This is a genomic window from Tunturiibacter empetritectus (assembly GCF_014201375.1).
GTDB classification, from domain to species: domain Bacteria; phylum Acidobacteriota; class Terriglobia; order Terriglobales; family Acidobacteriaceae; genus Edaphobacter; species Edaphobacter lichenicola_D.
On record NZ_JACHDZ010000003.1, the window covers coordinates 332596 to 345957 of the forward strand.

12 protein-coding genes are annotated in these 13362 nt (G+C 58.2%); 9 read left to right on the forward strand and 3 right to left on the reverse strand.

Annotated elements, in window-relative coordinates; all coding sequences use genetic code 11:
• Positions 1 to 225 precede the first annotated feature (225 nt).
• Positions 226 to 1263, reverse strand: a complete 1038-nt coding sequence (locus HDF10_RS10460; protein WP_183813066.1) for a tyrosine-type recombinase/integrase — start codon at positions 1261 to 1263, stop codon at positions 226 to 228.
• 145 nt (positions 1264 to 1408) lie between these two features.
• Positions 1409 to 2371, reverse strand: coding sequence for a site-specific tyrosine recombinase (locus HDF10_RS10465; RefSeq protein WP_183813068.1), 963 nt, complete (start codon positions 2369 to 2371; stop codon positions 1409 to 1411).
• 338 nt (positions 2372 to 2709) lie between these two features.
• Between HDF10_RS10465 and HDF10_RS10470 the strand changes: the two genes are divergently transcribed.
• The 8 genes from HDF10_RS10470 to HDF10_RS10505 all read left to right on the forward strand — a co-directional run bounded on the left by HDF10_RS10470 (position 2710) and on the right by HDF10_RS10505 (position 10121).
• On the forward strand, positions 2710 to 3996 hold the full coding sequence (locus HDF10_RS10470) for a POTRA domain-containing protein (protein ID WP_183813070.1): 1287 nt from the start codon (positions 2710 to 2712) through the stop codon (positions 3994 to 3996).
• Between the two features lie 157 nt (positions 3997 to 4153).
• Entirely contained in the window at positions 4154 to 5548 is a 1395-nt protein-coding gene (ffh, locus tag HDF10_RS10475; RefSeq protein WP_183813072.1) for a signal recognition particle protein, read from the forward strand.
• Positions 5549 to 5743: 195 nt separating this feature from the next.
• Entirely contained in the window at positions 5744 to 6814 is a 1071-nt protein-coding gene (locus HDF10_RS10480; protein WP_183813074.1) for a hypothetical protein, read from the forward strand.
• A 444-nt stretch (positions 6815 to 7258) separates the two neighbouring features.
• Positions 7259 to 7999, forward strand: coding sequence for an SDR family NAD(P)-dependent oxidoreductase (locus tag HDF10_RS10485; protein ID WP_183813076.1), 741 nt, complete (start codon positions 7259 to 7261; stop codon positions 7997 to 7999).
• Between the two features lie 275 nt (positions 8000 to 8274).
• A complete protein-coding gene (locus HDF10_RS10490; RefSeq protein ID WP_183813078.1) occupies positions 8275 to 8646 on the forward strand; it encodes a cupin domain-containing protein in 372 nt (123 codons plus the stop codon).
• 112 nt (positions 8647 to 8758) lie between these two features.
• The gene (locus HDF10_RS10495; protein WP_183813080.1) at positions 8759 to 9031 is read left to right on the forward strand and encodes a hypothetical protein; all 273 of its coding nucleotides are present in this window, start codon (positions 8759 to 8761) and stop codon (positions 9029 to 9031) included.
• Positions 9032 to 9473: 442 nt separating this feature from the next.
• The gene (locus HDF10_RS10500; RefSeq protein ID WP_123488522.1) at positions 9474 to 9617 is read left to right on the forward strand and encodes a DUF3309 family protein; all 144 of its coding nucleotides are present in this window, start codon (positions 9474 to 9476) and stop codon (positions 9615 to 9617) included.
• A gap of 117 nt (positions 9618 to 9734) precedes the next feature.
• The gene (locus tag HDF10_RS10505) at positions 9735 to 10121 is read left to right on the forward strand and encodes a Fur family transcriptional regulator (protein WP_183813082.1); all 387 of its coding nucleotides are present in this window, start codon (positions 9735 to 9737) and stop codon (positions 10119 to 10121) included.
• Between the two features lie 4 nt (positions 10122 to 10125).
• Here the strand turns inward: HDF10_RS10505 and HDF10_RS10510 are convergent, their stop codons facing one another.
• A complete protein-coding gene (locus HDF10_RS10510; RefSeq protein WP_183813083.1) occupies positions 10126 to 11634 on the reverse strand; it encodes a helicase HerA-like C-terminal domain-containing protein in 1509 nt (502 codons plus the stop codon).
• 136 nt (positions 11635 to 11770) lie between these two features.
• Here HDF10_RS10510 and HDF10_RS10515 point away from each other — a divergent pair, with 136 nt between their 5' ends.
• The gene (locus HDF10_RS10515; protein WP_183813084.1) at positions 11771 to 13339 is read left to right on the forward strand and encodes an alpha-L-fucosidase; all 1569 of its coding nucleotides are present in this window, start codon (positions 11771 to 11773) and stop codon (positions 13337 to 13339) included.
• Positions 13340 to 13362 lie beyond the last annotated feature (23 nt).

Here is a 13362-nt window from a genome sequence, read left to right on the forward strand (position 1 = left end):
CCCCACCACAAACAACACCATCAACCAACCACGAACTCACCACAAACCACCACATTCTCACCATCAAAAATCCACGTTCAAAACACCCTTTTCCGCAAAACCCCCAGCAAAAACACCCAAACCCACAAAATTAAAAAACTCCCAATCAGCGAATCGGTTTTGCCCGAAAGCAGTCGTTTGGTGGAAGGATCACAACACGCTGTCCAAGAGAATTCGAAGACCGATTCACTTCGCCCGAGGATGCGTCTCGTCATACACCTTCTGCACCTGACCCACCGTCAGCTGCGTATACCTCTGCGTCGTCGACAGCCGCTCATGCCCCAGCATCTCCTGAATCGCCCGCAGATCCGCCCCCTCCTCCAGCATATGCGTCCCAAACGCATGCCGCAGCGTATGCGGATGCACATCCGCCGCCAGCCCCCGGCTCAACGCAATCGCCTTAACAATCCTCCCCACACTCCGCGTCGTCAGCCTGCAATCCCCACGCATTCGGAGGTTCATCATCAGCGGCCCCTCATGCACCAGCGCGCCCTTGCCCGCAGCCATCAGCTTCGCCTCACGCAGCGGCAGATAAGCCCGGAGAGCCACCGCAGCCTCATCTCCCAACGGCACCAGCCGCTCCTTCCGGCCCTTGCCGCGCACCAGCACCGCGTCATCCCTCCACTTCACGCTACTCATATTCAAACCCACGAGCTCCGAGTTACGAATCCCGCACCCATACAGCAACTCGAAGATCACCCGATCCCGCTCCGGCCACGCCGAAGCATCTCCCTCCTCCGCATCGCCACTATCCACCGGGTGCCCCATCCTTCGCGCACCTTGCGAAGGGTGGGAGACGACACCGCCCATCCCGCCAGCCCTCTTCTCGGTCGAACCATCCAGCGAGTTCAAAACCCGATTCACCTCTTCCATACTCGGCACCCGCGGCAGATGCTTCGGCAGCTTCGGCGTACTCACCAGCAGCGCCGGATTCTGCGCCACCTTCCCCTCCTTCGCCAGCCACTTGAACCAGCTCCTCACCGCCGCCAGCGCCCGCGCCGCACTCGCCTTGGTCAGCCCCCGCTCATACAACGCTCCCAGATAAGCGCGAATATGCAGATGCTCCACTGCACCCACCTTCGCCCCCTCCCCCAAAGTCTCCTTCAGATAAGCCGCAAAGATCCGCACCTCGCGCGCATAAGCCCGCACCGTATGCTCCGACGCGCCCCGCTCATTCGCAAGCATCGCCAGAAACCCCTCGGCCAATCTATCGAATTCACTCATCTCTTCCCGCATAAATCCTCAACTTTCAGGGGACTCTGCATAACCCGGACCACGTCCACATATCTGGAAAATCGGGTGCCCCACATCTCGACTTTGAGATGTGGGCATCGTGCGAAGCACGATCGCTCTCCCATCCCGTTCCAACTCAACTCGCCTCAGCGCGTCTCTTCCCGCGCGGATGATGCTCCCGATGCACCTTCTTCAAATGCCCCAGCGCCACATGCGTATAAACCTGCGTCGTAGCAATATCCGCATGACCCAGCAGAGTCTGCACACTCCTCAAATCCGCACCATGCTCCACCATGTGCGTCGCGCAGCTATGCCGCAGCATATGCGGACTAGCCTTACTCCCCGTCCCCGAAGCCGACCGCACCATCTCCCAAACCCACTGCCGCGTCAGCGCATTCCCTCGCACACTCAAGAACAGCGCCCGCTGTAGCGAATACCCAGCCCGTTCCAACCCACTCCGCACCAACCCCGGCCTCCCCACCACCAGATATCTCTCCAAAGCCTCCACCGCCGACCGCCCCAGCGGCACAATCCTCTCCTTATCGCCCTTGCCCCTCACCTGCGCCCGCGCCTGGTCCAGATGCACATCCTCCACCCGCAGCGCGCAGATCTCCCCTACCCGCAATCCACCCGCATACAGCAGCTCCAAAATCGCATGATCCCGCAGCGCGAGCCCATCCGCACCATCACTCCGAGCGGCAACCCCGGTCCGCTCCAGCATCTCGGCCACCTCGCCCTCAGCCAGCGACTTCGGCAGCACCTTCCAGCTCGCAGGACTCTCCACATTCACCGTCGGATCATGCGCGATCCGTTTATCCATCAGCAGCCAGCGATAGAACCCACGCAGACAGCTCAGCTTCCGCGCAATCGACCGCGACTCCACCCCGTGCCCCCGCAGTCCTTCCATAAACCCGCTCACATCCGCCTGAGTCGCCCCCACCAGCAACCCGTCCCGCACCTCGACATGCTCAGCAAACTGCTCCAAATCCCGCTGATACGCCTCACAGCTAGCCGGCCGAAGGCCCTTTTCCACCCGCAGATATGCCACAAACTCCCGCACTGTCCGCGCGTTCCCGCCAGCTTGACCAATCTCATGCATAGAAGTCGATTATCCCGCTCCCCAAACCTCTGTGCCTGCCGACTCGCAACCCGAACCAACCTAACTACGGACCAAGCCCGTCACTTGCGTCCTGCCGGACGGGCCTCCTACGCGGAGGGCGGTCACTTCGTGACGCGTGTACCGGTCGTGGCAGGATCATCTGCAACGGTCCTCCCGTTGGTCGGCACAATCTTTCCTCCGACCAACGGGAGGACCACGCGAAGCTCTAAAAAGGCGTGCGAACGCCCGCCGCCCGCGCAGGGCGCCCGTCCGGCAGGACAAACCTCCCCTAAAAAGTCTCTTCTCTCCCATCGCGGCATGGGGTATCTTCCATTCAAATGCGTTCTACCACTCTCAGGCCCGCTCTCCTCGCTCTCTGCCTCTCCGTCCCCACCCTCCCACTCGCCGCCCAGTCCTTCCTCCTGCCGCCAATCTCCTTCACCGGCGCGCCAGCCTTCTCTCAGGCCGACCTCCTCAAAGTCAGCGGCCTGCAGCCAGGCGCCACCGCCACCCAGGCAGACGTTCAAGCCGCCGCCCAGCACCTCAGCGACACCGGCCTCTTCACCGACATCCGCTTCGAGTCCAACGCTACCGGCCTGGTCTACGATCTCAAGCCCATGCCGCCGGAAAATCTCCTCCCCGCCACCTTCACCAACTTCGTCTGGTGGTCTCCCTCCGAACTCATCTCCGCCCTCAAAGCCCGAGTCCCCCTCTACACCGGAGTCGTCCCCACCGCAGGCAACCTCCAGGACAGCATCTCCTCCGCCCTCAAAGCGATGGTCGCGGAAAAAGGAGTCACAGCCAACGTCGTAGCCATCGCCCACAGCGACCAGCCCGGCGCCACCCCATCTTCCATAGCGTTTGCAATCGAGTCCCCCGAGGTCCGCGTCCATACCCTGACCCTGGTTCACGCCTCTCCCGCCATGCAGCCAAAGCTCGACAAAGTCATCAAAGAGCAGACCGGTCAACCCTTCACCAGCGACATCACCCGTCCCGCCATCACCACCGCACTCACCTCGGCCTACCACAATGAGGGCTACCTCGACATGGCCGTCCTCAATCTCACCCAGGCCCCACCCCAGGTCACCCCCACCGGCGTCGATCTCGACTTCACCGCCACGCTCAAAGAAGGCCAGCCCTACCAGCTCTTCGAGCTCACCTGGCCCGGCTCCGACATCATCAGCACCGCCGACTTCAACAAACAAGTCAAGATGAAGCCCGGAGACATGGCCTCCGAAGCTGCCCTCCGCCAAAGCCTGGCCATCATCGCCGGCGCGTACTTCGCCAAAGGCTTCGAGGACGCCCAGGTCAAGGCCCCCGCCACCTTCGACCACCTCAGCCACCACGTCTCCTACAACATCCTCGTCGACCCCGGCCCGCAGTACCACATCCACAGCATCAAAGCCCTCGGCCTCTCCACCGAGCAGCAGAAGCAGTTCGACTCCGCCTGGCACATGAACCCCGGCGACTTCTACGACGTCACCTACCTCACTGGGTTCCTCCACAACAACAGCGCCATCCAGTCGCTCGCAGGCTACTCCGCCACCTACAACGCCGTCGCCGACCCCAACACCCACCTCGTCGATCTCACCATCACCTTCGCCAAGGGCGGCGTACTCAACTAGCGCCAAAGAGGCGCCCTGCGCGGGCAATGATATCCCATCGCGACCAACGGGAGCGCCAACCGAAGGGGTATACAAGTCACGAAGTGACCGCCCCCCGCGCAGTGGGCCCGTCCGGCAGGACAAGAACGCCCCCATTCCCTGTAAACTTGGAGCAGTCATGTTTGAAAACCTAAGCGACAAACTCCAGCGTTCCTTCAAGACCCTCCGCGGCCAGGGCACCATCTCCGACGAGAACATCTCCGACGCCATCCGCGAGATCCGCCTCGCCCTCCTCGAGTCCGACGTCAACCTCACCGTCGTCAACGAGCTCGTCGAGCACATCCGCATCCGCGCCATCGGCGAAAAGGTCGCCACCGCCCTCAGCCCCTCAGAGCAGATCGTAAAGATCGTCCACGACGAGCTCGTCAACCTCCTCGGCCGCGACACCGCCCGCTTCCAGAAAGCCTCCCAGCCGCCGAGCGTCATCCTCATGGCAGGCCTGCAAGGTTCAGGAAAAACTACGACGAGCGGCAAGCTAGCCCAGTGGCTTAAAAAAGCCGGCCACCGCCCCATGCTCGTCTCGGTCGACGTCTACCGTCCCGCCGCCCGCGAGCAGCTAGCCATCGTAGCCCGCTCCATCTCCGCCCAGCTCTACGAGGGCAAGCTCACCGACTCCGATATCGCAAAGCCCGGCACCGAAGCCGTCCTCCGCCTAGCCAAAGAGGCCAAACGCGACGCCGCCAACTTCGGCTGCGACATGCTCATCGTCGACACCGCAGGCCGCAACCAGATCGACGCGTCGCTGATGGACGAGATGGCGCAGCTCAAAAAGCTCCTCAACCCCTCCGAGATCCTCTTCGTCGCCGACGCCATGACCGGCCAGGACGCCGTCAACTCCGCCAAGGCCTTCAACGATCTCCTCACCATCACCGGCGCCATCCTCACCAAGATGGACGGCGACGCACGCGGCGGCGCTGCCCTCTCCATCCGCCACGTCACCGGCGCGCCCATCAAGTTCCTCGGCACCGGCGAAAAGCCTGACGCCTTCGAGCCCTTCCACCCCGACCGCATCGTCTCCCGCATCATGGGCCACGGCGACATCGCCACCCTCCTCGAGCGCGCCGAATCCACCCTCGACCGCGGCAAAGCCGAGCAGTTCGCCAAGAAAGCCCTCTCCGGCGACGGCTTCACCCTCGACGACTTCCGCGACCAGCTCCGTCAGATCAAAAAGATGGGCTCCATGAAGTCCATCCTCAAGATGCTCCCCTCCGTCGGCCCCTTCGCCGGCATGCAGCAGGCCGTCGAAAACGTAGACGAAGGCCAGTTCACCCGCGTCGAATCCATCATCAACTCGATGACGCAAAAAGAGCGCCTCGACCACGAGATCATCAACGGCAACCGCCGCAAGCGCATCGCCAAGGGCTCAGGCACGACTGTACAGGACGTCAACAATCTCCTCCGCCAGTACGCCCAGATGCGCAAGATGTTCAAGTCCATGGGCTCAGGCGGCGGCATCAAAGCCCAGCAACGCATGATGAGCCAAATGCAAGGCAAACAAAAATTCGGCAGATAAGGCCCGCAGAGGCGGTGAACCGCTAGACGGTTGAATCTCGTGGCATCGTCAGCCGCGCACCGTTATATTGTTCGGATGATAAGACCCCTGGGTATCTGGCTTGTTACGCTCCTGCCTTCAGTGCCCCTCCTATGCATCTATCTGGCATTTCGAAATGTCCTAGACTCAAAAAAATTCGAAATGCGAATGCTTCTAATGCGTGGAGAAACTCATACTAAATACCTTGCGGCTTACGGTAGAAGACAGGAGAACACCACTCCAAATTTTGAAGATGAAGCTGCTCTCAATACCTTTGTTACTGGAATCGTGAACAAAATCTATCGCCTGCAATACTCAGATTGGGAGTATTTCTATGCGATCTTGTTCAATGTCGTTGTTACCGCGCTCCTAACTGCACTCGCGATGTCTACTGCGGGAATCTCCATGGGTCTACCTCCCGCTCTTACAGACCATCTGCCCAAAAACGCGGAAGTTACAAACATTATTGCCGGGGGAATTGGAGCACTCCTCTGGAGTATCTACGAATTCGCAGAAAGGTATCGATCTGGAGATCTTGCTCCCGACTCTCTTTTCAGAATGGGAGCTAGAATGCTTCTCGTGGGTGCGGTGGGAGCACTGGTAGGCGCTGTCATAAATGAGCATCTTGCGTGGCCGGTTGCATTCGGAGTTGGCGTGCTACCAATTTCAACTGTTAGAAGTTTTATCTCGGAGAGAACTCTTCGGGCGCTTAAGCTTCCCAGCGCAACACAAATTAAAGAGAATCCGCCCTTTACTTGCCTTCAGGGATGGAATCAAGATGTGTGTGAAAAGCTCTTGCGTGCGGGCATCTCATCTGTCGAACAGCTAGCCTGTACAAATCCATTTCAAATTTTCCTGAGATCGAATCTCGACTGGCGAGTGATTCTCGACTTGTGCGATCAGGCTTTGCTGGTTGTTTACATAGGGGAGAAAGCCGAAAAAATAAGACTATTAGGATTCCGTTCAGCAGGTGAACTTGCTGAAATGGACTGGTCGAAGGAGGATTCAGATTATTTTTCTGACTTTACCCGCGAACAAGCTATAGGACAGATTGCCGATGCCCTTGAGATGGATGTTCTACAGGTGAAGATGCTGATACGCAGTCTTTCGGAAGACATAACCGTATCTCTCATTGCCACGCTCTGGTCGGATGACACTCCAGGCGACCACCACGACGAGGACGACGAAGAATTAGAGCAACCGAACAAAGAGATTTTGACGGGTGGCTCACCTACACTCTCTAACTAGACCACAATTCTCGAGCGGCGGCCAGCCCATGCATTCTTGTCGCATGAGTGGGCATTCGCGCCACGCGCGAACCCCTGCCCTTCAATCCCGTAGCCCCGAGTGCATGGCGGGTGGCCCATACATCAAATCAAACCTATACATCTGCTGCCCATTCATGCAGTCTCATCGCATTAGTGGGCCTTCGGCGGGTGGCCCACATCTAAATTGACACAACAGAATCGGGTGCCCCATCCTTCGCAGTCTTACCGCGAAGGGTGGGAAGGCATACAGCCAGCCGGACTTGTAAATCCCTTGCGTCATCCTCCTCCCAAACGAGTCACGCAATCTGCCGCATCCACCGGCACAAGTACCGCATCTCATACGAACCGAAAAGCTCTGAGCAGCATCCTATTCACTAAAAATCAGCGGCTCACAGAAGGTTCACAGAAGATCAAAGGAGAGTGTATGTCGAAGCTAGCCAATAAAGTGGCACTTGTTACCGGCGGTTCCCGAGGAATCGGCGCAGCCATCGCAAAGCGCCTCGCCGCAGATGGAGCAAGCGTCGCCATCACCTACGCGAAGGACGCCAACGCAGCCTCCGCCGTAGTCAAAGCAATCGAAGGCAGCGGCGGAAAAGCACTCGCCATCCAGGCGGACGCGGCCGATACCAAAGCGATCAACGGCGCCGTCGAAAAGACCGTCGCCACCCTCGGCCGGTTGGATGTGCTCGTGAACAACGCAGGCACCGCCATTCCGAAACTTTTCGTGGAGACCACGCTCGAAGAGATGGATCAGATGATTAATATCAACTTCCGCGGCATCCTCATCGCAACCCAGGCGGCACTTAAAAACATGAACGATGGCGGTCGCATCATCATGATCGGCTCCTGCGTCGGGGAGAAAAACATGACTCCCGGGCTGGCAGCCTATGGAGCCACCAAGGGAGCCGTAAAGATGTTCACTCAGGGCTTATCCCGAGAGGTCGGCAGCCGCGGCATCACAGTCAACAATGTACAGCCGGGCCCCATCGACACGGATCTCAATCCCGCCGCAGGCGACTGGGCCGCCCCCCAAATAGCCAACACAGCGCTCAAACGCTACGGCACATCAGACGAGGTCGCCGCCCTGGTCTCCTTCGTCGCCAGCCCCGAGTCTTCCTACATCACAGGAGCCAACCTCACCGTCGACGGTGGAACCAACGCCTGAACCAGCACCATCGAGCGAATCTGCGCGGGTGCGGGTGCCCCATTCATGCAGTCTCACCGCATGAATGGGCCTCGACGCGAAACCACGGACCGTCTCTGCTCACGCTGAGTGCTACACTCATCGCCCTAAGGAGACATCCCATGAAATTCATCACCGGGTGCCCCATTCATGCAGTCTCATCGCATGAGTGGGCATTCGCGCCGCGCGCGAACCGCTTTCCTTCAATCCCGTAGGCCCCGAGTGCATGCTAAACTCCTCGCCACAAGGAGACACCCATGAAGCACGCCATCCGCGTGGCCGCCTTCGCAGCGGCCGCCCTCAGCACCTCTGTCCTCATCTCACAGGTCGAACAGAAGACAAAAAGATTCCCTCAATTTGAAAATCCAGACGTCAAAGTCTGGAAGACGATCGTCATGCCGAACCAGCCCCTCGCAATGCATCACCACGATCATCCGCGAGTCATCATCGCCCTCACCGGCGGCAACATGAACATCGTCGACCCCTCCGGCAACATCGAGCCCCACGTGTGGGAGACCGGCAAAGCCTACTGGCTCCCCGCCATGGCACCCAACACCCTCCACTCCGACATCAACGCCGGAGACAAGCCCATGGAGGTCATGGTCGTCGAACTCGAAAAGGAAAAATAACCTCGACGGCGCATCTGCAACTAGAAAAGAAACCTCTCACGTATTCCATCCAGTAGCCACTCTCCGTTCGTACCTGCCTTTGAACGTCTCTTTCAAAGAAGGAGGCACGATCATGCCGATCCTCTCCTGTCCCGACGGCGTGTTGCTTCTAGGAAACGTGGTAGAAGCGCTTCGCCGCCAGTGTGAGCTACCCGGAAAGACAAGGTCAGCCCACGAGATCGCCCTCGAAATGGACACAGCCGAAGCCCTCAAAGCCTCGTACCGTCACGCGGCCGACCACCTCGTCCACTGTCCTCTGTGCCGCAGATTGATCGCCGGCAGGAAGTCTACAGTTAGCCTGCACACCGACACTCTCCAGCAAACCCCCGAGAAAAACCTGGCCTGAACCTGGGAAAACAGCCCAAAAATCGCATGTCAAGCCCCATCCGCGCGAAAACCCGCTCCAGACGCCGCTTTTCACGTGGCGTATCTCCCCGCCTCCAACAGCTATCCTGTTAATAGGGATCATAGAAGTGGCAGCGATGAAGTTGTGCCTTAGTGGGGGAGGTACAGTATTTGGTGCGACATACCCCCCGCAACTCATTCAAAACAAGTATTTTGTGCACAACCAGCTTAGTTTGAATACTTTACAGCCATAATACCCCTGTAACCATATGCAAACAAACAACTTTCGTACAAGATACCCTAGGGGGAAGGGGGAGGGGTACCATCACTCCAAACTCAGCCTGAAAACAATCGGGACATGAAAGAAATTGTTATTGCGTCTGTAACAAAATCTGCATCACACCTCCATCGGGCGAAGTTTCGCCGAACGGAGAAAACTAAAGATGCTTATCCTTCTGCTCATTCTGATTCTGGTGTTCGGCTTTGGCGGCTATCGTATGGGACCTGGCCTCGGCTATTACGGTGGCGGCGGTATCAGCCTCATCCTGCTCATCGTTCTCATCCTGCTCCTGCTAAAAGTTATATAACTGAGACGGGCCTATTCCGCGCAGCCTTCAGGCAACGAAGGGCCCAATCCAGCCTCTGCCCTCTAGTTGAGACTACCTTCGCAACACGCTAGGATAAGGCACTAGCGAAGCCTGCTCATGCCATCCACCCTCCAGACCCGCAACACCCGCCAGAAAGACGCCATCCGCGCCGCCTTCCTCGAGGCCAACCGCCCCCTCTCTCCAGACGAAGCCCTCTCCCTCGCCCTGAAAGAGGTCGACGCCCTCAGCATCGCCACCGTCTACCGCAACATCGGCAGCCTGGTCGACGACAAGTGGCTAACGCCAGTCGAGGTCCCCGGTCACTCCACACGCTACGAGGTCGCCGGCAAGGCCCACCACCACCACTTCCAATGCAACACCTGCGGCACCGTCCACGAACTTGAGGGCTGCGAGATGCAGTCCCGCCCCAAGCTCCCGCGCGGTTTCAAGTACTCCGGCCACGAGTTCTTCGTCTACGGCACCTGCTCCTCCTGCGCCAAATAGCAGCCTACCTCTTCGACCCACCCAGCAGCGATCCCAGTACCCCGCGGATCAGCTGCCGTCCCACCGTGCTCCCCATCGTCCGCGCCGCGCTCTTCACCGCAGCCTGCAGCACTGTATCCCCGCGCCGCGAACTCCCCTGCCCCAGTACCCCGCCCAGCGCAGTCCCCGCCGCCTCCATCCAACCCGAGCCAGAGTTCGCTGGAGCACCCGCTGGACCAGCAGCCACACCCCCCGAAACCGCAGCCTTCCCCTTCAGCCGCTCATACGCCGACTCCCGATCCACCACCGTCTCATACACCCCCGCCACCACCGAATTTTTAATAATCGCCGCTCTCTGCTCTGGAGTAATCGGCCCAATCTGGCTATGCGGAGGGCATACCATCGCCCGCTCCACAATCCCCGGAATCCCCTTCTCATCCAGAAATGAGATCAGCGCCTCCCCCACGCCCATCTCTGTAATCACCGTCTCCACATTCAACTTCGGATTCGCGCGAAACGTCTGCGCCGCCGCCTTCACCGCCTTCTGATCCCGTGGCGAAAACGCGCGCAGCGCATGCTGAACACGATTCCCCAACTGACTCAGAACCGTATCCGGTACATCGATAGGATTCTGTGTCACAAAAAACACCCCGACCCCCTTAGACCGAATCAACCGCACCACCTGCTCGATACGATTCTGCAAAACAGAAGGCAGGTCGTTGAACAGAAGATGAGCCTCATCGAAGAAGAACACCAGCTTCGGCTTCTCCTGATCTCCAACCTCCGGCAGCTTCTCAAACAGCTCACTCATCAGCCAAAGCAGAAACGTCGCGTACAGTTGTGGTGACTGCAACAATTGATCCGCCGCCAGGATATTCACCACGCCCTTGCCACTCGAATCCACCTGCAGCAAATCATCGATATTCAGTGCCGGCTCGCCGAAGAAAAGATCTCCCCCCTGCTGCTCCAGCGCCACCAAACCACGTTGAATCGCGCCGATACTCGCAGCCGAAATATTTCCATACTGCGTCTGATACTCCTTTGCAGCTTCGCCGACATGCTGCAGCATCGCCTGCATATCCTTCATGTCCAGCAACAGCAAGCCACTGTCATCGGCGATCTTGAAGACAAGAGTCAGCACGCCAGTCTGCGTGTCATTCAGATTCAGAATCCTGCTCAACAGCAGCGGCCCCATCTCACTGACGGTAGCTCTCACAGGATGTCCCTGCTTGCCGAAGACGTCCCAAAACACCACGGGACACCCCGCAAAGTTCCACTCCCCCAGACCCATCGCCGCAACCCGCGCATCGAATTTCGGCGAACTCTTCCCCGCCTGCGAGATTCCCGACAGATCTCCCTTCACATCCGCCGCAAATACCGGCACCCCGATCGAACTCAACGCCTCCGCCATCACCTGCAGCGTAACCGTCTTGCCCGTGCCCGTGGCCCCCGCCACCAGACCATGCCGATTCGTCATTCCCGGCAGCAGGTAAAGTTCGTCAGTGCCCTTCGCAATCATCGGCATCTCAACCATCGAGTATGACCTCCATCTACCTGAAGACTACACACCCATCTGCCGACGTCAACACCTTGTCATCCACCACCTTGCATCTGCCGCTTCGATTCTCTACATTCGCTAGAAGAGCCTCGCCCGGAGAATAATCAACAGCATGCGAATAACGCGCCGCAGAGCCCTTGCACTCCTTGCCACAGCAGCCCCCGCTCTCAAATCTGCTTATGCGCAGCAGAACAAGATAACAATCGCACCCGGGCCCTTCGTCGGAACGCCCACCTCTTTGCAAAGCTATCGTTTTCCTGGCTGGTTCGCCGATGCAAAATTCGGAATCTGGGCTCACTGGGGTCCGCAGTCCGCGATCGAATACGGCGACTGGTATGCGCGCAACATGTATCTCCAGGGCACAGACCAATACAACTATCACGTCGAGACCTACGGCCATCCATCCAAAGTGGGCTACAAAGACCTTGTCCCACAGTTCAAAGCTGCCCGTTGGGATCCCGATCACCTTATGGATCTTTACGTCAAAGCCGGCGCCAAATACTTTTTCTCCATGGGAGTTCATCACGACAACTTCGATCTGTGGAACTCAAAGCACCAACCGAGATGGAATGCGGTTGCTACGGGCCCACAACGCGATATCGTCGGAGCCTGGGCAGCTGCTGCCCGCAAACGAGGACTCCGCTTCGGAGTCAGCGAGCATCTGTCGAACTCATACGATTGGTTTACCCCTTCGCATCTCAGCGACACCACCGGCCCACTCGCCGGTGTCTCGTACGACGGCACCAATCCCGCATTCTCAGACCTCTATCACAACTACGAAGGGGAACCATCCGGCTTCGCGGAGACTGCTAAGGATATGGGTCGCGTTGCACCCGATCGCTGGAAGCTCCAGTACTTCAATCGCATCAAAGATCTAATCGATCAACACCAACCCGACCTCCTCTACACGGACGGAGGCATTCCATTCGACGAATACGGCTACTCAACGGTCGCCGAGTTGTACAACGTCAGTGCGAAACGCTCCAATGGTAAGGTTGAAGCCATCTACTTCAGCAAACAGGCTGACCAATGTTCCAGCGGCACCTGTGCGCTTGACCGCGAACGCGGCGTCCTTGACGGTATAGCTTCCAACCCCTGGCAAACCGACACGTGCATAGGCGAGTGGCACTACAAACGCGGCGTAGCCTACAAGAGTCCAAAGAAAGTGATCGACCTTCTCGTTGACATCGTCAGCAAGAACGGCAACCTGCTCTTGAACTTCCCTCTACCTAATAGCGGCGAACTCGATTTTGCTGAGCGCGAGATTCTTGACGGTATCACTGCCTGGATGTCCGTCAACAGCGAAGCCATTTATGCCACCCGTCCATGGAAGATCTACGGTGAAGGCCCCTCTACCAAAGTGACTATATCTTCGTCAGGCAAAGAGTTTGATCCCAACGAAAGCAAGAAACCAGATCTCAACGCCTCAGATATCCGCTTCACGACAAAAGGCTCGACTATCTATGCCTTCGTTCAAGGCTGGCCCAAAGGACCTGCGATCATTTCATCACTCGCTACGAATCGCGCACAGAACCCGCCTAAGATTACTAGCGTTAAACTCCTCGGACGCGACGAAAGTCTAATGTTTGTTCAGGGCGCTGACGAACTCTCCGTAACGCTGCCCACAAATCCTCCGCCAACTGCAGATATTGGAATCACCCTAAAAATGACAACGACGTAGAAGGATCTCAGGTCTTTCATCTT